Below are 21288 nucleotides of genomic sequence, written 5' to 3'. Positions count from 1 at the left end.
TATGGCTCATCATAACGGTCCACGAAAGAAAACACGCTATAAGTTCAAGAAAGATCTCAGACGCCGCGGCATCCTGCCGGTTACCGCCGCGATCAGGAACTTTGAGATGGGACAGAAGGTTCACATTGTCTGCGAGCCGAGCATCCAGAAGGGTATGCCGCACAGGCGGTTCCACGGGAAGACCGGCACCGTTGTCGGGCAGCGTGGTCGCGCCTGGCTTGTCGAGATCCCGGACGGAAATGCCACAAAACTCGTCATATCCAGAACGCAACATCTAAAACCTCAGAAAGTATAATGTCCACCGTGTGATTGGCATGAAGGTAAAAGGATTAATCAGCGATGAGCGAATTACTCTCCCGGAAATGAGAGAGCAGCTCGCGCAGGTCGAAGCACAGCGCCATGAGGCCGGGCAGGAAATGTCCTATGAACTCCGCCAGAGCATTGAGCATGCCAATCACCTCTCCAAGACCACTGCCGAGAAGGCCCGTGCCCTTGTAAACGAGCTCCTCGCACTGGAAAAGATGAAACCTGACATCGCGTTCAGGATCGCCAATATCATGCCCCAGTCGCGGGACGAACTCAGGGCGATCTACGCCAAGGAGCGTTACACGCTCACCGGCGAGGAACTCGATGTGATTCTCGAGATGGTGATTACCCACCTCTGAGGGGTTGCGATGAAGACGGAGAAAAAGGAGATCTACGCAGTAGTTGTGGATGTGCTCCTCCAGGGACGTGCAGATGACCCGAAGCCGGTCTTCAAGCGCGAACCTATCGTTCAGGCAGTCGGAAAGGATCAGTTCAAACTCCTTGAACTGATCCCGAAGAAGGGTGCCGACATCCGGATCTATGATACGGTCTACATCGGCGATGAAGAACGCAAGCAGATCGAACGGGTGAAAAGGCGGATCGGGTACGGCGAACTGACGAACACCGGGCGGGTCGAACTCCCCTTTGCAATCGAGGCGATCGTGAAGGAGAACGAGGCCAGGTATGTGGAGTTCTTCAATAAAGCCGTGCCGATCACCTCGAAACTCCACACCTTCCACCTCCTCCCCGGCATCGGGAAGAAACTGATGTGGGAGCTGCTGGAAGAACGGGAGAAAAAGCCGTTCGAGAGTTTAGAGGACATCGCCCTGCGCATCAAGTCTCTGCCGAATCCGGTGAAGCTGATCGTTGGGCGTGTGCTTGAAGAGCTCCAGGAACCCGAGATCAAGTATCGTCTGTTCACGGCACGATGAAGGCGCGGCACGACCAGCATTTCCTCAGGGACCGCCGGGCGATCGAGCGGATCGTTGCTCTTTCAGAGGTTTCGGGACGCAGTGTCCTTGAGATCGGGCCCGGAGAAGGGGTGCTGACCGCAGCTCTCCTTCAGGCAGGTGCAAAGGTCACGGCGATCGAACTCGATCCCTCCCTTGTCGCCGGGCTTGAAGAGCGGTTCGCCGGCGAGATCGGGGCCGGAGCGTTCACGCTCATCCACGGCGATGCGGTGAGGGTTCCCTACCCCGCCTTCGATATCGTCGTCGCAAATCTTCCCTATTCTGCGTCTTCACCAATCACGTTCAGGCTCCTCGAGGCCGGGTTCGAGCAGGCCGTATTGATGTACCAGCGCGAGTTTGCCGAACGGATGGCAGCGCCGGTGGGAACACCGGAGTGCGGGCGGCTCTCGGTGATGGTCCAGACCTATGCAGACGTGAAACTCTGCTTCAACCTCCCGCCCGGTGCCTTTTCGCCGCCGCCGCAGGTCGCCTCGACGGTTGTCCGTCTCACCCCGCACGAGCCCCCCTATTATATCGCCGACCGCGAGGTGTATGCGGCGGTGGTCAGGGAACTCTTCTCCCACCGGCGAAAGACGGCGAGAAACGGGCTGCGCGGCGGGCGGGGCGCTCTTGGGGCTGAGAACGTGGAGCGGGCTATCGCCGGGCTCCCCGAGGAGATCCTCTCGATGCGGCCGGAAGAGTTGTCCCTGATGGTGTTTGCGATGATCGCAAACCTGTGTACAGGCGAGAAGAAACCCTCACCTCAGTAACCGCTCGCATAATACCACCCTCCCTCCTCCCTGATCCGCACCGGGACATCGAAAAGCCCGCCGATGACGTTATCGGTCAGGACCTCATCCTTCGGGCCGTCGCCGCAGATCCGCCCCTCCTTCATCAAGACCACCCGCGAGATCTCCGGGATGATGTCGTGGAGGTTGTGGGTGACCATGATCACGCCGGTGCCCGAGCGGGCGATCTTCTGGAGCGTCGAGCGGAAGTGGTGGAGGGCGTGGAGGTCCATGCTATTCGTGGGTTCGTCCAGGATGAGCGCAACCGGGTCGTGGACGAGCGCCCGCCCGATCAGGAAGCGCCTCCCTTCGCCGCTGGACATCTCCCTCATGGAACGGTCTGCGAGGTGCTCGATCTCCAGGAATCCGAGGATCTCGTCGGTCTGCTCTTCCATCGCCGCGGTGACTTCATGCCTGAAGAGCCCGACGCTGGAGAAGAAACCGGAGAGGACTGCCTCGCGCCCGGTGAACTCCCGGGTGAAGGTGAACTGCAGTTCGTTCGATACAATGCCGAGCATTGAACGCAAGGCGCCCACCTCCCAGACTTCCTTTCCCATGATCAAAAACCTGCGATCGGGGTGCGCCAGCGGGTAGCACTCGCGGGTGATTGTCCTGATCAGGGACGACTTTCCCGCGCCGTTCGGCCCGAGGATGGCGAGGTGCTCGCCGGCACCGACCGTGAGGGAGAGGGTGTCGAGGACTTTTTTGTCGCCCCTCATCACGGTGATATTGGCGAAGTCGAGCAAGGGGGGAGAGGGAGCCGTCGCACCAGGAGAGATCTGCGTGTTCATCGTGCAGGTACCTCAGATCTGCCTGCAGATACGGGTTATGGCGCCGACCGCAGGACTGAAAAACGGCGGCGATCCATGATACGATCATGCAGATCCCCACCCCTTCCCCGGACGACCAGGTCTATGCACCGGCGGAGGACACCTTCCTCCTCAGGGACGCAGCGCTCGCCGGGGTCAAACCGGACGACCGCGTGCTCGAGGTCGGGTGCGGGAGCGGTGCGGTCTCGGCAGCCCTGCTCGGCCGGGCAGCATCGGTCGTGGCGACCGATATCAACCCCCATGCGGTGCGGGCCGCACGCACCCTCGGCGTCGAGACGGTGCGGACCGACCTGATGGCGGGAGTCCGCGGCCCCTTCGATCTCGTCCTCTTCAACCCGCCGTACCTGCCGACTGCTCCGGAGGAGCGCATCGACGACTGGCTTGAATATGCGCTGGACGGCGGGCCGACGGGCCGGGAAACAATTGAACGTTTCGCCGCCGACGTCGGGCGGGTGATTGCCCCCTTCGGCCGGATCCTCCTGCTCGTCTCTTCCCTCACCGGGCCTGAGGAGGTGCAAAAGATCTTTTCGGGCCTCGGCTATATCGTGCTCCTCGCCGCAAAGGAGCGGGTGGAGGGCGAGGACCTCCTCGTGCTGCGGATCAGCCGGGACCTCTGCTGCTTCTCAGGGTGACGGCGCTTCAGCCAGAGGGTTCGATCCTGAAACCGCCTGGCAGCACCGCGATCGCAAAGCGTGAGCCCGACCCCGCCGTCCCGGTCTTCTGTCTTTCAGCGTATTTCAGAGGATCAGATACAGCAGATAGAGGATGAGCAGCACGGCGACAAGCTTTATCCAGAGAGGAACCGTGAAGCGCTTTTCCTCTTCCTCATGGACCTGTTTCTCAGGCGGTGGGAGTTCATCCTCAGACTCGATGACAAAAGATCCGGTGTATCCGCACTGCTTGCAGCGGTAGCGAAAGCCCCCATAGCCCCCGAGTTCCTCGTAAAGATCAGGACTCCCGCACGCCGGACACCTGAGCATGACAGAGATCGGATCTTGTCGGCAATCACCTTTGCGGAGAGAGACTTCGCCGTGCCGCCGTCCACCCCAAACAACTTAACCGCGAACCCTCCATGATTCTGGTGATAAGGCATGGGAGCAACCCTCGTAGAGAAGATCTTCTCCTCCCGCTGCGGGAAGGAGATAGAAGCGGGCGATGTGGTGATGGCGGCAGTGGATAAGGCAATGATCCACGACATCACCGGCCCCCTTGCCGTGCAGAAATTCCGTGAGATGAACGGAAATGTGGTCTTCGACCCTGCGCGGATCGTGATGCTCTTCGACCATCAGGTCCCGGCCGACTCCATTCAGGCGGCCGAGAACCAGAAATTTATGCGGGAGTTTGCGCTCAGCCAGGGTATTCACAACTACGACCTTCGTGAGGGCGTCTGCCACCAGGTGGTCCTGGAGAAAGGGCATGCGGCGCCCGGCGAGATCGTCGTGGGCTCTGATTCCCACACCTGCACCTACGGCGCTGCCGGAGCGTTTGCGACCGGCATCGGGTCGACCGACATGGGCTTTGTCCTCCGCTTCGGCGCCCTCTACTTCAGGGTGCCCGACTCGATCCGCGTCGAGGTGAACGGCGCTTTCGCCCCCCGCGTCGGGGCGAAAGACCTGATCCTCGATATCGCCGGGAGCATTGGGGCGGACGGCGCCACCTACCAGGCCCTCGAGTTCACCGGCGAGACGTTTGCGTCGATGCCGATGCCCGGGCGGATGACCTGCGCCAACATGGCGATCGAGATGGGGGCGAAGGCGGGGATCGTCCCGCCCGATGCGATCACCTGGGAGTACCTGAAAGGGCGCCGCCCGGATGTCCGGCCGTTCACGCTCGAAAACGACGAGGAAGCCACCTACGCGGAGTGGCGCGAGTTCGACGTCACCGACCTGGTGCCAAAGGTGGCGGTGCCGCACAACGTGGACAACGTCGTCGACGTGGAGGAGATCGCCGGCACGCATATCGACCAGGTGTTCATCGGCTCCTGCACGAACGGGCGCTACGAGGACTTCGCCGAGGCGGCCGAGGTGCTCGGCAACCGGACGTTCTCCGACGACGTGCGGGTGATCCTGATCCCGGCCTCGCGGGACGAGTACCTCAAGACCCTCAGGGCCGGGCTGATCGAGCGATTCGTCAAGGCGGGCGCCCTCGTCGAGGCGCCCTGCTGCGGCCCGTGCATGGGCGGAGCCTTCGGGCTCCTCGCACCGGGCGAGGTCTCCCTCTCCACTTCGAACCGGAACTTCCGGGGGCGGCAGGGGAGCACCGAGGCCGAAGTCTACCTCTGCTCTGCGGCAACGGCGGCGGCGAGCGCCATATATGGCGAGATCACCGACCCGAGGGAGGTGGCATGATGCGGATCTGGAAATTCGGCGACGACATCGACACGGACGCAATCATACCCGGGAGATACCTCACCGAGTACGACCCGAAGAAACTCGCGGAGCACGTCTTCGAGGGCACCCGCGACGACTTTCGGGCGGGCGTGCAGGAGGGAGACGTCCTTGTCGCCGGGAGGAATTTCGGCTGCGGCTCCTCGCGGGAGCACGCCCCGCTCGCCCTTCTCGGGGCAGGGGTGAAGATCGTGGTGGCCGAGTCCTTCGCCCGGATCTTCTACCGCAACGCCGTCAACACCGGGCTTCTCCCCCTGATCTGCCCTGAGGCAGGCGCACTCGTCGAGGGGCACGAGGCCGTGGTCGATATCGCCGGCGGCTCTATCGAATCTGACGGCGTCTGCCATGCGACCGAGGCGGTGCCCCCGTTCATGCAGGAGATCGTGGACGCCGGCGGACTTGTGGAATACGCGAAAAATCTAGAGGAGGTGGAACTGTGTACAGGGTCGCATCGATAGGCGGCGACGGCATCGGGCCTGAGATCCTCGTAGAGGGGAAGAAGGTCCTGGACGCCGCGGGTGAGAAGTATGGTTTTGATATCGAGTGGACCGACTACCCGATCGGGGCCGACCGCTATCTTGAAACCGGCACACTCGTCACCGAGGACGAACTGAAGGAACTCTCGGCCTACCGGGCGATCTACTTCGGGTCCATCGGCGACGACCGGGTGCGGCCCGGCGTGCTGGAGAAGGGAATCCTGCTTGCCCTGCGGTTTTATTTCGACCAGTACGTGAACCTGCGGCCGATCAAACTCCTGCACGGCGTCTCGACGCCGCTCGCCGGAAAGGGGCCTGAGGATATCGACTTCGTCGTCGTGCGGGAGAACACCGAGGACTTCTACGTCGGGATCGGCGGGCGGTTCAAAGGGCGCCACCACGCCGACCTCCAGGTTGTAAGGGACCTCTACTCGGTGAAGTTCGGCCTCGACGCCGAGAGCGACGCCGAGGAGATCGCCTACCAGATCGGCGTCCTCTCGCGGGAGGGAAGCCGCAGGGTGATGGAGTACGCCTTCGACCTGGCCGAGCGCCGGGAGAGGAGGGTCACCTCAGTGGACAAGGCGAACGTCCTCTCAGACGTCTATGGCCTCTGGCGGGAGGTCTTCACCGGAGTCGCCGCCGCCCACCCGGACGTCTCGACCGAGTTCAACTTCGTCGACGCCGTCACGATGTGGTTCGTGAAGAACCCGGAGTGGTTCGACGTCGTCGTCACCCCGAACATGTTCGGCGACATCATCACCGACCTCGGGGCGATGATCCAGGGCGGTCTGGGCCTGGCGCCCGGCGGCAACATCAACCCGAAGGGCACCTCGATGTTCGAGCCGATCCACGGTTCGGCCCCGAAGTACAAGGGTCTCGGCGTCGCAAACCCGATCGCCACGATCTGGGCGGGTTCCCTCCTCCTCGACCACCTGGGCGAGCACGAGGCGGCTGAAGCGGTCGTCCGTGCGATCGAGGGGACGATCAGGGACGGCGTGGTGACAAAGGACCTCGGCGGCACGGCGCGGACCTCTGATGTGGGCGGGCATGTCGCCGCGTTGATCGGGTTCTGAAGACCTCTTTTTTTATCCTGCAGGGGCGATTTCAATCGCCGCTTTTTCTGATATGTCTCTTTAAGACGGCGATGAAGTCGGCCATCCTGTACGGTTTGGCGATGACGTCCACAAAGCCGTACGATCTGTAATCAGCCATCACCGGATCGTCGGAGTAACCACTTGAGACAATCGCCCTCAGGCCGGGGTCATAGGCCAGGAGTTCCCGGACTGCTTCTTTTCCCCCCATACCTCCAGGGACCGTGAGATCCATGACGACGACGTCGAAGGGCGCGCCCCCCTCCTGTGCGGCGCGGTAGCGGTCGATCGCCTCCAGCCCGTCCGCGGCCCCTTCCACGACAAAACCCCGCCGCCGGAGCAGCGCCTCGGCAACACGGATGATCTCCTCATTGTCATCCATCACGAGCACCTTCCCCATCCCAGATGCGCTTTTTTCCGGGCGTTCAGCAGGGCAGGCCCCTTCCTCCGGTTTTTCCGGCGGTTTCTGCGATGCCGGCAGGTAGACCTTGAAAGCGGTCCCCACTCCCATCTCGGTTTGGAGTTCGATGAAACCACCGTGGTTCCTCACGATCGACTGGCACGAGGCAAGGCCAAGACCGTTTCCTTCTTTTTTCGTTGTAAAGTAGGGGTCGAAGATCCGGCCCCTGATCTCCTCAGGGATACCGGTCCCGTGGTCTCCAACAGTGATCCGCAGGTACCTGCCCGGCCCGATCGGGGGTTTCTCCTGCTGAACCAGAATGTTTTCAGCCTTCACCTCAATGGTGCCGCCCTCGGGCATCGCCTGGTCGGCATTGATAATCAGGTTCTGGATCACCTGGCTGATCTGGCCGGTATCCACGTCCACCCGACAGAGGTCGTCGGCAATCATGATGCAGAGCGTGGACTTCCGCCCGCGCAGAGAGAAACGTGCAGTCTCCCGAACGAGCTCGCCGATCTCGGCGGTCTTTTTCACCGGGGCTCCACCCTTCGAGAAGGTGATCAGTTGCTGTGTGACGTCTCTGGCCCTGAAGGCGGCGGCCTCGGCATCGCAGAGGTGGGAATAGGCAGGAGAATCTTCCGGGACGTCCATTCTGGCGATCGAAAGATTGCCGGTGACGGCGGCAAGCATGTTGTTGAAGTCATGGGCAATCCCACCGGCAAGCGTCCCGATCGACCTGATTTTCTCCTGCCTGCGAAGCTCTTCCTCGTATTTCAGTGTCCCGGTGATATCTCTGAAGATGACGACGGCACCGGCGACATTTTCACCCTCGTCATGGATCGGGGATCCCGAGATGGAGACCGGGATCTCAGAGCCGTCCTGACCTGAGAGGGTGAGATCCCTGGAGAGCGTGAGAACCTTTTTTCCCGAGAGCACCTCTTCGAGGAGGCGTGCAGCAACCTCTTTTCCCTGCGCATCGCGGAGATGGAGGACGGATCCAATTCCCATGCCGCAGGCCTTTTCCCTGGTGAAGCCCGTCATCGTTGTAGCGATCTCGTTGATCAGTACGATACGCCCGCCAGTATCGGTGGATATCACGCCCTCGGCAATGGACGAGAGCGTCACTGACAGCCGTTTCTTCTCCGATGCCAGTCTTTCCTCGGCCCATTTCCGGTCGATAATCTCCTGGTTCAGGCTGGCGTTCGCCCTGATCAGGGCGTCGGTCCGCTCCCTGATCAGGTCCTCAAGATGGTTGCGGTGGAGGTCCAGCTCCTCCTCGGTCCGGCGCAGCTCGGTGATATCGCGCGCAATGCCAAAAATCCAGGAGTGTTCCCCCTGCCGCTGCGGTTTCAACCGCACCTCGAGGATATGCAGCCAGCCTGATTTTGACAATATGCCAATTTCAACCGTCTTCTCCTGTACCTTTTCGATCTTTCCGGTCAGGCTCCCCTCAATAAGGTGCAGGTAGGGCGGGGCGATAAACTCGCGTACCGGCCTGCCGATCAGGTCGTCCCGGCTCCGGCCGGTGAGGTCTTCAGCCACCCTGTTGACCGAGGTGAGGTTCCCCTCCAGATCGAGGGTGAAGATGATCTCCTTTGCCTCGTTGATCACCCTGCTGTAGCGTTCCCTGCTCTCGTCCAGGAGGGACCGGGCGTTCTCAAGCGAGGCGAGCATGCCATTTACCGAAGCGGCGACCGTGGCGATCTCGTCCTCACCGTCGACATCGAGCCGCGCCGAAAGATTACCGCCTTTTCCGATGCCGGCGATCCGGCCTCCAAGGATCTCCAGCCGCGAGATGAACGTCTTCTGGAGGAGGAGGATCATCAGGGCGCTGAACACTCCTCCTATCAGGAGAATGGCAATGATGACATAATGCACGGCGTTCTGCCCTTCCCGATAGATCTCACGCGGCGCATCGATCTCCAGGAGCAGGGCCGGGGCGCCCATCACATCGCGGAGAAGGGCATAGCCGGCGATCCGATCGTCCCCTTCGGTCAGGACTACACCCGCACCCCCTCCCGACACCAGTCGCTCCCCCACATCAGAGATTCCAGAAGGAAGAGCGAGTTCGTTGATGGAGAGGGAGAGGGCGGTCTGCCTGGAGAGCCGTGCGATCTCGACCTGATCAAGGAACCGCCCGACGGTCACCCTGCCGCTCACCCCCCCGCTGTCCCCTGCCATGATCGGGCGGGAGGCGATCATCATCGGCCCTGAGCTGAGCATGAGGATACCGCTGATGGCCTCGCTACCAGTAGCAGGAGAAAGGGCCGGAACCTGTTCGAGGAGACTTTTTGGTGTCGGCATCTCGTGTTCATAGACCAGGTTCACATATTTGTGCCAGACAATCTCCCCGTCGGCATCGGTGATCATAAAGAGATTGAAGTCCGAGCCCACGAAGTTCTCGTCGGGAAAATTTGAGCGGAGGTATGAGGCATCCCTGTCCCCCATAAACCTGCCGGTATCATCTGCCTCTGCCCAGGTGAAGGCGATCATATCGAGTTTTGAGAGATCTTCGGCGATCGCGTTCTTTGCCCGGGCAAGATTCTCCTGCATGGCCTGCTCCTCCAGTGCGGTGAAGCCGCCGAGCATGAGGGCCTGCGAGGTCAGGGCCATGACAATGGTGAGGGCGACCGAGGTGGCAAAGATGATCAGGGCAGTTTTGATCCTGAGAGAGGAGAAGGCGCGGAAGAGCGGCCCATAAAACGGGCGGGTATCCTGATCGCCAGTTCCATAGCCGACTGCAGTCCGATCAGCATCAGGATATAGTCCCATGAATGAAAACCGTTGATCAGAAAGAAGCATATAGTTTATCTCCAGAATATATCTGGACTATAGATATACTATATCTCCACGGCGGGCCCCTCACGCCACCCTCTCATCGGCATGCGATGAGCATAAAAAAAGATTGCACGATTATTTACACCGAATATGTTCAAAAGAAATTCCAATGCCCGTATTCCTCGAGAAATTACCCAATACCACAATAGATATTTTTAAAAAACTATATATTTGTGTTCGTCCATTCATTCAATTGTCAGGCTTCCTGAACCCCATACAAGGTGAGCACGATGCATCCTTACAGCAAAGACGGAGTTTCACTCTCTCATAATCAATACCTCGGCATTGTGGCGCTGCTCCTGATCACCGCCATTGTTGCCCTGGTCTTCCTTTTCCCGCCCCTCTCCCCAGGCACCGGCGCAGGCACGCTCTCGCCGGCCAACCTGACCGTTGCGGGATCCACAACGATCCAGCCGATCTCAGAGTACCTCGCTGCTGATTTCATGGCGCACCACCCCGACGTCAGGGTTGTTGTCGAAGGGGGAGGTTCTGGTGCAGGGATCGCGCGCACCGTCGACGGAACGGCAGAGATCGGTTCGGCCTCCAGATCTCTCGAAGCCACGGAACGGGAACAGTATCCAAACCTTGTCGTCCACCCGATCGGAGGGAGCGGCGTTGTACTCATTGCGGGCAGCGGATATCCCTCGTACGAGATCTCCTGCGAGGAGGTGGCACTGCTCTATAATACGGTGAGCGAGGACCTGACAGCAATGCCGCACCTCTCTGAGGTGAGGGCGGTTGTCCAGAGAAGTGACAGTTCAGGCACTGAAGAGATCTTTGCCCAATGGCTGTACGGAACGGCGGCAAAAAATCTCGATGCTTCTCTCCCGACGGCAGACACGGGAAAATACGGGACGATCCAGCAGATCGAAGCAGAGGGCAGTGCTGGCGTCCTGAAGGCCGTCGCGGATAACCCCGGTGCAATCGGTTTTGTCGACGTCGGGTATGCGGAAGGGGCGGCGCAGGTCCACCCCCTCAGGGTGATAGACCGGGGATCAGACCTGGCCCTCCCCTCTCCGGGCACCTCGTTCAGGGAGGCGATCCTCGGCGAACTCGCACACACGGATGACGAGGAGGAGACCTACATACAGGCGCTCACCAGGCCGCTGAACTACCTCACCAACGGCACACCCACCGGAGCCCAGGCCGCCTTCATCCAGTTTGCCACCTCAAAAGAGGCAGAGCGATATTTCAAGGATGTCGGCTACTTCTCGATCAGGGAGATCAGGGAAGCGATGGGGGTCGGGGCCTGAACCGTCACCCATTTTCAGAGAGGGGATCAGGCCACTCATTGTAGCCTTTCCCGAACTCCCCGACCATAGAGTCCGTGAACTACCACGCCCTAAAGGGCGTGGCTTCCCACTTCAATGACCTTGCCTCGGAAGAGGTCTTACCAGATAGATCTCCATGGGCGTTGATTATACTGTTCGGGCAGTCCCTGCCCTACAGTGACTTGAAATGCCAGGCTGCTTGGTTCTCGCAACGTAGACAAACTATGATAGGATGCAGGAACATAAAAAAAATGTATCGTTAGAAGACCAACTGACATAGGAAGGGCGGTTCCGCTTTCATCCCCGCACCTGTTGGCCGGGGTCTTCTCGCTCCGCCCTGAACGCCCCCACAAGATAAAGATCGTCGAAGAGGTGGAGGCGCTCGGGCGGGAAACACTCGCGCATGTCCTGGTTGCCGAAGACGTGCTTGCCCTCAGAGTTGACCGAGGTATCGGCAAAGAGGGCGAGGCGCATCCCGGCATGATAGTCAGGCGGGCACCCAACGCCCTGGCGTTCGCCGCCCTCTGCATCCCGTTCGCCCTCTTATTCCCCTGAAGGGCGGCGGGAGCGGCACGCCGTGAGCACGTCCTCGATAAAGGCGAGAGAGCCCTCGATGCCCGTAATCGGACGGGCATGGAGGCGCACCCTGCCCCGCTGCGGAAACGTCAATCCCACGAACGGGATCTCAGGCGCCACGGCCTGCTCGTACGACGAGCCCAGGATCAGGTCGGGTCCGGCCTCCGCGATCAATTCCTCAATCTCCTCCAGAGAGGTGACTGCCCCTTCCCCGGTCCTGGGAGCGAGCACCGCGATCTCGGCGTCGAGATATCGCCTCAGGGTGGCGGCGGCAAACGCCGCATAGGAGTCCTCCGCAAAGATCGCCACCGCCGGCGGATCGAAGCGGGAGAGATATTTGTCGCAGGCCCGGTCGATCTGTTCCCCGGCCTCTTCCGCTTCCTGGAGGACCGGCCCGGCGTCAAGACCACAGAGGTCGGCGAGGCGCGAGAACGCCGCCTTCGTCGGATCCAGGCCAAGAAGGTAGCCGACAGAGCGACCGACGCCAGCGGAGAGGCCGGGGTTGGTGCCGACCGAGACCCGGCCGCACGCCTTGATCCCCTCAACCGGCCCGGCCGCAAGCGCCGCCGCAACCCGCCCGCCTGCCATCCTGATCATCCGTTCGGCCTCCAGCAGGTTGCCCCGGTAGAACGGGTCGATCGGGTTGAGGCCGTCGACCGTTATCCCATCTACTCCTTCCCCCACCGCGGGGCCAAGCGCCGCCATCGCCCGCCGGTAACCCTCCTCCATCCCGCCGGCAAACCCCGGGCTGTCGATGACGATCACGCCCTCATCGTCGAGCATCGCGGTGATGTCCTCGCCGGTCACCGACGGGACGCAGGTCAGGACGACGGCCACACGCTTCCCCCGCCCCCTGATCTCGTCGACCACCTGACAAAGCCGCTCCTCTGATCCGAATATCACTTCCTCTTCCAGGATCATGGTTGCGTGAACCGGCCTCTGGATGAGCGATGCCGGATAAAAGTAGCAGCCCGACGAGCCGTGGATGACCACGTCGATCCCGGAAAAACCTGAAAGGCAGGAGACCGCTCCGCACATGGCGCACGGCCAGACCGGGTTGGCGCAGGGGCGTTCAGGCATGTGCCCTCCTCCTCCAGCGGTGGAGCAGACGCCTGATCCCGGCCGTTCCCACGGGCGGGCTGTACGGCAGGGAAAGACTGGCACCGCCGCTATCGGCCTTCAGGTCAAGCGCCGCCATCACGCGCCTGACCGGGGCGTACTCCAGCGACCCCAGGGTCAGGGGGTCGGGGGAGACCGCCGTCCCGCGCATGTCGGCAAAGGACGAGAGCATATCGGCCTGATGCCTCCTCTCAGCCTCAACCGACGGGCCGGCATCGAGCCCCATGATCGCGGCGGCCTCCTCCAGAAACGATATGCCCCCCTCAAGCCCGATAGGAAATGAATCGATATATGGCGTCCCGAAGCGCCGCTTCAGCGCCTCGCCGACCGGCCTGAGGGCAGGTTCCCTGAGAACAGTGAGGCTCCCCGAGCCGAGACGCTCAAAGTCGGCGAACCGCATCTTCCGCACAAATCTGACGCCGACCCGGAGACCGAGCAGCCCGAGCAGCCTTTCAACCTCAGCAAAATTCTCCTCGACCTCGAACTCAAGATTCTTCTCCCCGATGACGGTAACCGTCTGCTCCTCCACACCCTCGCTCCCGGCAAGGGCGGCAAGAGTATTCAGCGCCGCGTTCAGGCCGTCAGAGAAGGCGCCGCCGAGAAAACCGGCCGTCGGGACCGGGATCACCGGCAGCCCGAAGTCACGGGCGCAGACAGAACAGATATCGTCCCCGATCGTCTCGGTGATGCAGGTGGAGAGCACGAAGATCGCCGCCGGCCCGTCGTCGGCGACGCGCTGAAGCGTCCTGGCGAGCGCCTCCTCGCCCCCGAAGATGATCTCGCTCTCAGCAAGGTTGGTCGAGACCAGCGGGGGGAGGGCACAATCGTCCTGCTCCGCGGCGATCGCATGAAGAAGAGAGAAATTGTGGTGCGTGCACCCGGTCGGGCCGTGGACTACCGTGACGGCGTCCCGTACCTGCGTCGTAACAGAGAGTGCGCCGGTGAGGGTGCACCCCTCATACCTGAGCGAACCTGCGGGCGAGTTCTTCGAGTTCATCAATTTCAAGGGGTGTCGGTATCGATGTCCGCGTATTCTTCATGATATCTTCGGCAAGGCGACGGTACACGCCTGCCTGCTCGGATTCAGGGGCATATTCCATCACCGTCTGCCGGTTCAGCTCGGCAAGGGTCACCGTGCGGGACCGCGGGATGTAGGCCACCATCGCGGAGTTGATGCGTGAGGCAAACTCCCTGACGAGGTCTTCCTCCCCTTCCATGTTCTTTGAGTTGCAGATCACGCCGGCGAGGGCACAGGTCTGCCTCGACCGCTTTGCGAGCCTGGCGATCGCCTTTGCGATGTTGTTTGCTGCATACAGGGACATCAACTCGCCCGAGGTGATCAGGTAGACCTCTTTTGCATACCCCTCGCGCATCGGCATCGCAAACCCCCCGCAGACGACGTCGCCGAGGACATCGTACACGATCACATCGCCGTTTAACGCACCGAGACGTTCGAGGAGCTGGAAGGTGGCGATGATCCCCCGGCCCGCACAGCCGATACCCGGTTCAGGGCCGCCGGCTTCGACGCAGCGGACACCGGCGTAGCCCGTAAAGACGACGTCGTCCGTGACGATCGCGGCATCGCCCCGCTCCCTGACCAGGTCGAGAACGGTTGGTATCCAGGCACCGTGCATCAGCATCCTCGTGGAATCGTGCTTGGGGTCGCAGCCGATCTGCAGGATGTCGAGTCCGGTCTCACCCAGAGCGGCGGAGAGGTTCGCGGAGGTGGTGGACTTGCCAATCCCGCCCTTCCCGTAGAGGGCGATCTGTTTCATGTCATCTCTCATGGGCGTGCATCCGATATATAGTGCATTGATATTAACGCAAAAATATTTGGTCCCGACTCAGTCAAAACCCTTGATCAGGCCCATAAACAGGACGAGGACCGGGACGATCTCCAGCCTCCCGAACCACATCAGAAAGATAAACGCCCATTTCGAGCCGAGGCTCATGTCAGGATTGACAAAACCGGTTGAAATGCCGTTGTTGCAGAACGCCGAGACGACCTCGAAGATCACCTTCGAGGAGTCGACGGTCGTCTGGGCATCGAAGTGGAGGATGGCGATGGTGCAGAAGAAGACGCTGACAAAATAGAGGATGATGACGAGCATATTCTTTGAGACCTCGATCTCGGCGATGTTCTTCTGCACGGTTCTCCCCTCATGCCTGAAGGGGACAATCGCCTTTCCTGATACGAAGATCCGCCTGAACCACCAGGCAAGCCCCTCCAGCCCCAGGATCACCTTCGAGATCTTCAGGCCGCCGGCCGTCGAACCCGACGATCCCCCGATGAACATGAACATGACAAGAAAAAGCGTGGTCACCGCCGGCCAGACGTGCAGGGAGGAGTTCTGGAAGCCGGTGCTCGTGATTCCTGCCGTCGCCATGAAGATCCCCTCGCGCAGGGCGGTGAAGAGATCGCGTCCCATCAGGAAGACGAAGTCGGCGGTGAGGACGAGAAATCCGATGAGGGTGAAAGCAAGAAGAGCGACGGCCTGGCGGTCCCCGAAGAAGCTGACCTTCCGGTGAGAGTACATCAGGTAATAGAGTTTGAAGGGCATGGCGCCTGCGAGCATCACCGGGACGAGGAGGAGTTCGAGAAGGGGGTTCTGATAATACGGGATCCCCGCGGAGTGGACAGAGAAACCGCCGGTGGCGATCGCCGTGAGGGCGAGGTTCACGGCGTCCCAGAGCGGCACCCCGGAGAGGAGGACAAGCCCGACTGAGGCGAGGGTGATGATGATATAGATCCGCCACATCGCCATGCCGGTGCCGACGACGCTCGGCATGAAGGCTTCCGACCGCCCTTCCGAGCGGTAGAGACCGCGCTGGATCAGGCCGGAGCGGCTGGCGAGGGCGACGGTGAAGGCGACGATACCGATGCCGCCGAGCCACTGCATGAACGAGCGCCAGAAGAGCAGGGTCTTTGGCGTATGCTCAATGTCGGTCAGGAGGGTGAGGCCGGTATCGGTCCATCCCGACATCGCCTCGAAGACGGCGTCGGTCACCGGCATCTGAAGGCCGACGATGAACGGCACCGAACCGATGAGGGCGGACGAGAACCAGATGAGCGCCACCGCCGTCAGGGCGATGGAAAGGCGGGCCTCACGGGCCGGATGCGGCACCCGCACGAGAAGACTGCCGACGAGCAGAAAGATCAGGGGTACGAGCGCCATCGGCACAAACATCTCCCACTCGCCGTAGATGACGGTGACGGCGAGGGGGAGAGAAGTGACCACCGCCATGAACCGAAATATCTGCCCGATATCAGGAGCGATAATCGAGAAATACTCAAGCCGGTCCATTTGAAAAAAGGTAAGGCTGCTGAGTTCTTATCCTTTTGCGTGCGCCGACCTCGCCGCCTCCAGCACATGCCAGCGGTTGAGGATCCGCCAGGCGAGGATCAACTCGGCGATCTCCCCCGCGGTCACATACTGCCGGTCGGCGAAGAGGTGCACCGCCTCGGATCTCGTCTCACGGCCGATGGTGCGGGCAAGTCGCCGGATCGCCGAAGCGGCCAGTTCTCCGTCAAGAACGAGAGCACTCAGTCCCCTCCCGTCAAGGGACGATAACCCGAACTTCAGCAGGAATGGGCGTTCGCAGAGCCTGAAGATCTCGCCGAGATCGAGGGAGAGGCCGATCTCCACCATCTGTTGCAGAAGTTTTTTCTGGAGGATGGTGACCCGGTAGACGTTTTGCTCCTGGCTCGCCTCCTCGCCGTAGCCCGAGCACGCGATCTGGATCACCACATCGGCATACGCACGCTGCGGGGCGATATACCGCTCATAATCGGGTTTTCTCTCCTCCATCTCCGCCATCACCTCGGCACGGCTGTAGCCGCGCCGTTGCATGTCCCGCCGTATCTTCCAGAGGGTCTTGACAGCAGGGTCGGGGTCCACAAAGAGTGAGAAGTCCAGGAGGGAGCGGAGTTCTGGGGTAAAGAGCGTGTGCAGCCCCTCGAGGATGAGTACCCGCGCCGGCCTGAACAGGACCGGGGGGTCGAACGTCCCGTCCGAATGGTTGTACACCGGCTTCATAACCGCATTGCCGCCTTTCAGGGCGCGTATATGATCGGCAAGCAGGTCGAGGTTATTCGCCTCGGGGACGAGCGGGGTGATCCTCAGGTCTTTCCGCTCTTTTCGATCGTAGCGGTGATAGTCGTCGAGGGTGATGGTGGCGACGAGGTCGGCGCCGACGATCTCCCGTATTGCTCGGGTAAAGGTTGTTTTGCCCGATCCACTATCTCCTGCGACACCGATCACAAAGACCGCATCGGACCGGGAGATCAGGTCCCTGAAGACAGGTGTGTCCATCAGTCTGGGGGTGCGGTGCCGGAGGAGTTAAAGGTTACCGGAGAGGGACGGGCAGAAAAAAAGGTTATTTTCGGTTTGTCCAGAGCCCATGGATATTGCAGTAGATCCGGGCTTTGGCATTGACGTCATCGATCGGGAAGACGGCCTCGGGTGCGTCGCCGGGGTTGAGTTTATGCACATAGAGTTTGCGCCCCTTCCTCACTTCGATCCACTCGATGTAGTGCTTCTCCTCCATCGGATGCGGCACATCGCCGACCTTCACCTTAACGCCGCCCTCGACCTTCTCCAGCACGGGCACGTGCTTCTCCTTTCCGACGTCTGCGGTCTTCTCCTCCATCCTGACCATCGGAGCGCCGCAACAGACGAGCTCACCGTCTCCGGCATGCGCAATCTTCACGACATTCCCGCATTTCTCACATTTGTAGACTTCAAGCAGTTCGGTCATCCAGATCCCTCCTGTGATCGGGTCAGTAGTCCCTCATGCTTCTTAAGAATTGTGTCGGCAAGAACGTTGAGCGCTGCAAGGTCCTCACCCGTCGGGTAGCCCCTGATGTAGACCGGATCGATCACCTCGGCACTGAGGTGTGAGAGCGTATCAACGAGGGTCTGGACGGTCTTGCCGCCCCAGCCAAAGGATCCGATGACAGAGATGAACTTCGTCTTCGGCCGGAGGGCGGAGAGGATGTAGGCGGCGTTGAGCGCCACCGGGTGTGGGCCGAAGAGCACGGTCGGCGTGGCGATGACGATCGTCGCCGCATCGAGCGTGGTCATGGCGATATCCCCGAGGTCGGACTTTGAAAGGTCGTAGGGCTGCACCTCGATCCCCCGCTCGATCAGGGCGTCGGTGAGGTACGAGACCATCTTCGCCGTGCTCCCGTGCATCGAGACGTAGGGGAGGAGGACCAGGTTTTTCACCGTATCCGAGGTCCATTCCGCATAGACGTCAAGAATAAGCGAGGGGTCGTCGTACAGGGGGCCGTGGCTCGGGGCGATGATCCTGACATCCCGCTCCGCCACCTTCTGCATCGCCGCCAGAACGCTTGAACGGAACGGCATCATGATCTCGGCGAAATAGCGTTTCGCCATGCGCTCGACCTTTGTGAAGTCCCTGACAAAGAGTTCGCTCGTCGCAAGATGGGATCCAAAGAGATCGCAGGAGAAGAGGATACCGTCTTCCTTCAGATAGGTCATCATCGTCTCAGGCCAGTGGACCCATGGGGCGACGATGAACTCAAGCGTCTTTCCTCCGAGATCGATCGTGTCGCCGTCCTTCACAACGGTGACGCGGTCTTCAGGCACGTCGAGAAGACGGCCGAGGAGGTCCCGGCATTTTTCATCGGCGACCACCGTCGCCCCCGGGAACATATCCAGGAGCAGGGGGAGAGAGCCCGCATGGTCCTGCTCGGCATGGTTGATGACGATGTAGTCGAGCGAGGAGATCCCTATCCTCATCAGATTCTTCAGGAGAGATTCTTCGAACGCCGGGTCCACGGTATCGATCAGCGCCGTTTTCCCGGTTCCCTTCACCACAAAAGCGTTGTAACTCGTCCCCTCCGGGGTACCGATCAGGGCATCGAAGAGGCGGAGGTTCCAGTCAATCGCCCCGATCGAATAGACGTCGGGGGAGATGGTACGGACAGCCATTTCACACCACCCCTTTAAACTTCTCCTTTGCCGCCCCGCAGACCGGGCAGACCCAGTCAGCCGGGAGGTCGGCAAAATCGATACCTGCTTTGAGACCCTGTTTCGGCTCTCCTTTTGCCGGGTCATACACATGACCGCAGATCATGCACTTGAATTTCTCCATGGTATCATCCCCTCAGTCATCTTTTTCAGGTATTAAGTCTTCGTGCAGAAGTCAGAAATCCAGTATGAGGAGATAAAGAGGTGATGCCCCCCATACACCCGCCCCCATCTGTTCAGCCCATCCGTGCAAAATTACTCTTCGCCGCCCCGCAGACCGGGCAGGACCAGTCATCCGGGAGATCGTCAAACGCTGTTCCCGGAGCGATCCCGGCATCGGGATCTCCTTTTTCCGGGTCGTAGATGTAGCCGCATACCATGCACTGATACCGATCCATGATGCACCTGAACTCTTCTGGCGTTTAATATTTTATATTTTTACCGAAAGAGGCCACGAAACATTACAACAGGGCCAACCATGCGATATAGACCGCCGCCTGCATCAGGGTGAGCGGCAGACCGACCTTCATGAACGCAAAAAATCCCAGGTGGACCCCGCGGCGTTCGGCCCCCTGGATGATGATCACATTGCTCGCCGCCCCGATAACGGTGAGGTTTCCCGCGATCGTGCTCCCGGCCGCAAGGGCGAGCATCCCGGCCTCCCCGACGCCGGCATCGACGAGAATCGGAAGGGCAAGGGCAACAAAGGGGACGTTGGAAACGAACTGGCTGAGGACGATCCCGAGCGTGATGATCGCCGGGATACCGACCGCCGCCGGTCCGAGATCCTGGAAGATTCCGGCAACAGCGCCGCTCTCCCTCACACCCTCCATGACGACGAACATTGCGGCAAAAAAGATGAGGGTCGGCCAGTCCACCTGCCTGAGCAGGTCGAGACGGCGGCTGGAGAAGAGGACAAGAGGGAAGGCGGCGACCATCGCAATCGCGGGCAGAGGGATACCAGTCCCGCCGCAAAGAGAGAGTAAAACGGTTGCGGCGATGAGGACGGCGATGACGATGAGAGAAAGGCATGCGAGGCGCGAGAGGCCGGGATCGGCAACGCTCACCTCAGAGATCGTCCGGTCGATACGCAGGTGCAGGAGTGCAGGGTCGATCAGGAGGAGAAAAAAGCATACAAGGAGGAGGGCAATTGCGGTCGGCGGTGCAAGAGCGATAAAAAACGTCACGACCGGGTCGGAAAACCCGCCCGCGGTGGCGACCAGGAGGTTCTGCGGATTTCCGATCGGGCTTGCAACGCTGCCGGTGGTGACCGAGAATGCAAGGGCGAGAAGAAGCACTTTCGGGCTGGCGCCAGTCATGCGGGCATAGCCAAGGACAAGAGGCGTCCCGATAACGGCAAGGGTGTCGTTCATCAGGATTGCAGACCCGATACCCGCGGCAAAGACGAGGATGAGGATGAAACGGGGCCCGGTTCCGAACCGCCCGAGTACGGCGCCGCTCATCCGGACGAGAAGCCCGCTCTCCTCAAGCGCCGCCCCGACGACGAACATACAGAAGAGAAAGACCATGATCCCGACGTCGATGGAGCGGAGGGCGTCCACCGGAGCGACCTCGCCGGTGATCAGCATCCCGACGGCCCCGAGGAGCATGATCTGCCAGATGGCGATACGAAGCCCTGCGGTCTGCCGGAAGGCGATGAGAAGGACGACCGCCAGGAGGATGAGGAGCGAGATGTGCGTGAAGGGAGGTGGCCCCCGGTCCTATTTCTCTGTTCCGGAAAAATCGGGTCAGGGGTTGAGGGTCCAGATCGCCCAGGTGAGGTATGTGGCGAAACTCACCCAGACCAGATAGGGGACCAGAAGATATGCGGCCGGCCGAGAGACCCGGTATGCAAGGATGATCGTCGCAACGATGGCAAGCCAGAGGACGAGGATCTCGATCAGGCCGAGGAGCGGGGACTGAAGCCCGAAGAAGAGCGCCGACCAGAGGAGGTTGAGCACGAGTTGCAGCCCGAAGACTGCAAGCGCCGCCCTGACCGGCGGTCTGTCCGTCCCCTCCCGCCACAGGAGAAACAGAGAGACACCCATCAGCACAAAGAGCGCGGTCCAGACCGGGGCAAAGACCCACGAAGGAGGGGTGAGCGGGGGTTTGACGAGCCCCGCATACCAGCCCGGGATATTCGGGGCGGTGAAGAGCGACCCGATGATGCCGGCCATATTGGTGAGGATGATCGCCGCAACCAGCCGCACGGCGTTCTGATATCTGCTCGAGTCCATAGGGGGAAATAAACCTGGAAGCA

Annotated in this window: 24 protein-coding genes; 11 read left to right on the top strand and 13 right to left on the bottom strand. The window is 60.9% G+C overall.

Annotated elements, in window-relative coordinates:
• Position 1 precedes the first annotated feature (1 nt).
• The 4 genes from HWN36_RS09975 to rsmA are packed head-to-tail and all read left to right on the top strand — an operon-like array spanning position 2 to position 2026.
• The gene (locus HWN36_RS09975) at positions 2-295 is read left to right on the top strand and encodes a 50S ribosomal protein L21e (RefSeq protein WP_004039657.1); all 294 of its coding nucleotides are present in this window, start codon (positions 2-4) and stop codon (positions 293-295) included.
• Between the two features lie 19 nt (positions 296-314).
• Positions 315-665, top strand: coding sequence for an RNA polymerase Rpb4 family protein (locus tag HWN36_RS09970; protein ID WP_004039658.1), 351 nt, complete (start codon positions 315-317; stop codon positions 663-665).
• 9 nt (positions 666-674) lie between these two features.
• A complete protein-coding gene (locus tag HWN36_RS09965) occupies positions 675-1238 on the top strand; it encodes a DUF655 domain-containing protein (RefSeq protein ID WP_176789198.1) in 564 nt (187 codons plus the stop codon).
• Positions 1235-2026: a 16S rRNA (adenine(1518)-N(6)/adenine(1519)-N(6))-dimethyltransferase RsmA gene (gene rsmA, locus HWN36_RS09960; RefSeq protein ID WP_176789197.1), complete on the top strand. Its 792-nt coding sequence runs from the start codon at positions 1235-1237 to the stop codon at positions 2024-2026. The genes HWN36_RS09965 and rsmA overlap by 4 nt, the downstream gene beginning before the upstream one ends.
• Here the strand turns inward: rsmA and HWN36_RS09955 are convergent.
• The gene (locus tag HWN36_RS09955; RefSeq protein ID WP_176789196.1) at positions 2020-2835 is read right to left on the bottom strand and encodes an ABC transporter ATP-binding protein; all 816 of its coding nucleotides are present in this window, start codon (positions 2833-2835) and stop codon (positions 2020-2022) included. The two genes, rsmA and HWN36_RS09955, sit on opposite strands and share 7 nt — an antisense overlap.
• 86 nt (positions 2836-2921) lie before the next feature.
• Here HWN36_RS09955 and HWN36_RS09950 point away from each other — a divergent pair, with 86 nt between their 5' ends.
• From HWN36_RS09950 to HWN36_RS09930, 5 genes are read left to right on the top strand one after another with little or no spacing between them, the layout of a single operon-like run.
• Positions 2922-3506 (top strand): HemK2/MTQ2 family protein methyltransferase, encoded by a 585-nt coding sequence (locus HWN36_RS09950; protein ID WP_176789195.1) that lies wholly within the window; start codon positions 2922-2924, stop codon positions 3504-3506.
• Between the two features lie 60 nt (positions 3507-3566).
• Complete coding sequence (locus tag HWN36_RS09945) at positions 3567-3950, top strand: hypothetical protein (RefSeq protein ID WP_176789194.1); 384 nt, start codon at positions 3567-3569, stop codon at positions 3948-3950.
• A gap of 15 nt (positions 3951-3965) precedes the next feature.
• On the top strand, positions 3966-5222 hold the full coding sequence (locus tag HWN36_RS09940) for a 3-isopropylmalate dehydratase large subunit (RefSeq protein WP_176789193.1): 1257 nt from the start codon (positions 3966-3968) through the stop codon (positions 5220-5222).
• Positions 5222-5719 carry a 3-isopropylmalate dehydratase small subunit gene (locus HWN36_RS09935; protein ID WP_176789192.1) on the top strand — a complete coding sequence of 166 codons (498 nt, stop codon included), beginning with the start codon at positions 5222-5224 and terminating at the stop codon, positions 5717-5719. Before HWN36_RS09940 ends, HWN36_RS09935 begins: the two co-directional genes overlap by 1 nt.
• Positions 5698-6810 (top strand): isocitrate/isopropylmalate family dehydrogenase, encoded by a 1113-nt coding sequence (locus HWN36_RS09930; protein ID WP_176789191.1) that lies wholly within the window; start codon positions 5698-5700, stop codon positions 6808-6810. The genes HWN36_RS09935 and HWN36_RS09930 overlap by 22 nt, the downstream gene beginning before the upstream one ends.
• A 31-nt stretch (positions 6811-6841) precedes the next feature.
• On the opposite strand, the gene HWN36_RS09925 is transcribed toward HWN36_RS09930, so the two are convergent.
• Positions 6842-10000: a PAS domain S-box protein gene (locus tag HWN36_RS09925; RefSeq protein WP_176789190.1), complete on the bottom strand. Its 3159-nt coding sequence runs from the start codon at positions 9998-10000 to the stop codon at positions 6842-6844.
• Between the two features lie 353 nt (positions 10001-10353).
• Between HWN36_RS09925 and HWN36_RS09920 the strand changes: the two genes are divergently transcribed.
• Positions 10354-11319, top strand: a complete 966-nt coding sequence (locus HWN36_RS09920; protein ID WP_176789189.1) for a substrate-binding domain-containing protein — start codon at positions 10354-10356, stop codon at positions 11317-11319.
• Positions 11320-11649: 330 nt separating this feature from the next.
• The gene (locus HWN36_RS09915; protein ID WP_176789188.1) at positions 11650-11892 is read left to right on the top strand and encodes a hypothetical protein; all 243 of its coding nucleotides are present in this window, start codon (positions 11650-11652) and stop codon (positions 11890-11892) included.
• On the opposite strand, the gene HWN36_RS09910 is transcribed toward HWN36_RS09915, so the two are convergent.
• The 11 genes from HWN36_RS09910 to HWN36_RS09860 all read right to left on the bottom strand — a co-directional run bounded on the left by HWN36_RS09910 (position 11881) and on the right by HWN36_RS09860 (position 21265).
• A complete protein-coding gene (locus tag HWN36_RS09910) occupies positions 11881-12993 on the bottom strand; it encodes a nitrogenase component 1 (protein WP_176789187.1) in 1113 nt (370 codons plus the stop codon). The genes HWN36_RS09915 and HWN36_RS09910 overlap by 12 nt on opposite strands.
• On the bottom strand, positions 12986-14029 hold the full coding sequence (locus tag HWN36_RS09905; RefSeq protein WP_176789186.1) for a nitrogenase component 1: 1044 nt from the start codon (positions 14027-14029) through the stop codon (positions 12986-12988). Before HWN36_RS09905 ends, HWN36_RS09910 begins: the two co-directional genes overlap by 8 nt.
• Positions 13989-14807 carry a Ni-sirohydrochlorin a,c-diamide reductive cyclase ATP-dependent reductase subunit gene (gene cfbC / locus HWN36_RS09900; protein WP_176789185.1) on the bottom strand — a complete coding sequence of 273 codons (819 nt, stop codon included), beginning with the start codon at positions 14805-14807 and terminating at the stop codon, positions 13989-13991. The genes HWN36_RS09905 and cfbC overlap by 41 nt, the downstream gene beginning before the upstream one ends.
• 69 nt (positions 14808-14876) lie before the next feature.
• Positions 14877-16337, bottom strand: coding sequence for a TrkH family potassium uptake protein (locus tag HWN36_RS09895; RefSeq protein ID WP_176789184.1), 1461 nt, complete (start codon positions 16335-16337; stop codon positions 14877-14879).
• Between the two features lie 27 nt (positions 16338-16364).
• Positions 16365-17345, bottom strand: a complete 981-nt coding sequence (locus HWN36_RS09890; protein ID WP_176789183.1) for a phosphoribulokinase — start codon at positions 17343-17345, stop codon at positions 16365-16367.
• Between the two features lie 64 nt (positions 17346-17409).
• Entirely contained in the window at positions 17410-17790 is a 381-nt protein-coding gene (locus tag HWN36_RS09885; RefSeq protein ID WP_176789182.1) for a desulfoferrodoxin, read from the bottom strand.
• Positions 17787-18989 (bottom strand): FprA family A-type flavoprotein, encoded by a 1203-nt coding sequence (locus HWN36_RS09880; protein ID WP_176789181.1) that lies wholly within the window; start codon positions 18987-18989, stop codon positions 17787-17789. Before HWN36_RS09880 ends, HWN36_RS09885 begins: the two co-directional genes overlap by 4 nt.
• Before the next feature lies 1 nt (position 18990).
• Positions 18991-19152, bottom strand: a complete 162-nt coding sequence (locus HWN36_RS09875; protein ID WP_176789180.1) for a rubredoxin — start codon at positions 19150-19152, stop codon at positions 18991-18993.
• A 112-nt stretch (positions 19153-19264) separates the two neighbouring features.
• Positions 19265-19426 (bottom strand): rubredoxin, encoded by a 162-nt coding sequence (gene rd, locus HWN36_RS09870; RefSeq protein ID WP_176789179.1) that lies wholly within the window; start codon positions 19424-19426, stop codon positions 19265-19267.
• A 63-nt stretch (positions 19427-19489) separates the two neighbouring features.
• Positions 19490-20686 carry an SLC13 family permease gene (locus HWN36_RS09865; RefSeq protein ID WP_343044992.1) on the bottom strand — a complete coding sequence of 399 codons (1197 nt, stop codon included), beginning with the start codon at positions 20684-20686 and terminating at the stop codon, positions 19490-19492.
• Between the two features lie 90 nt (positions 20687-20776).
• Positions 20777-21265, bottom strand: coding sequence for a TspO/MBR family protein (locus tag HWN36_RS09860; RefSeq protein WP_176789177.1), 489 nt, complete (start codon positions 21263-21265; stop codon positions 20777-20779).
• Positions 21266-21288: the final 23 nt, after the last annotated feature.

It is taken from the genome of Methanofollis tationis (assembly GCF_013377755.1).
Classification (GTDB): domain Archaea; phylum Halobacteriota; class Methanomicrobia; order Methanomicrobiales; family Methanofollaceae; genus Methanofollis; species Methanofollis tationis.
This window is presented reverse-complemented; position numbering and strand designations above follow the sequence as displayed.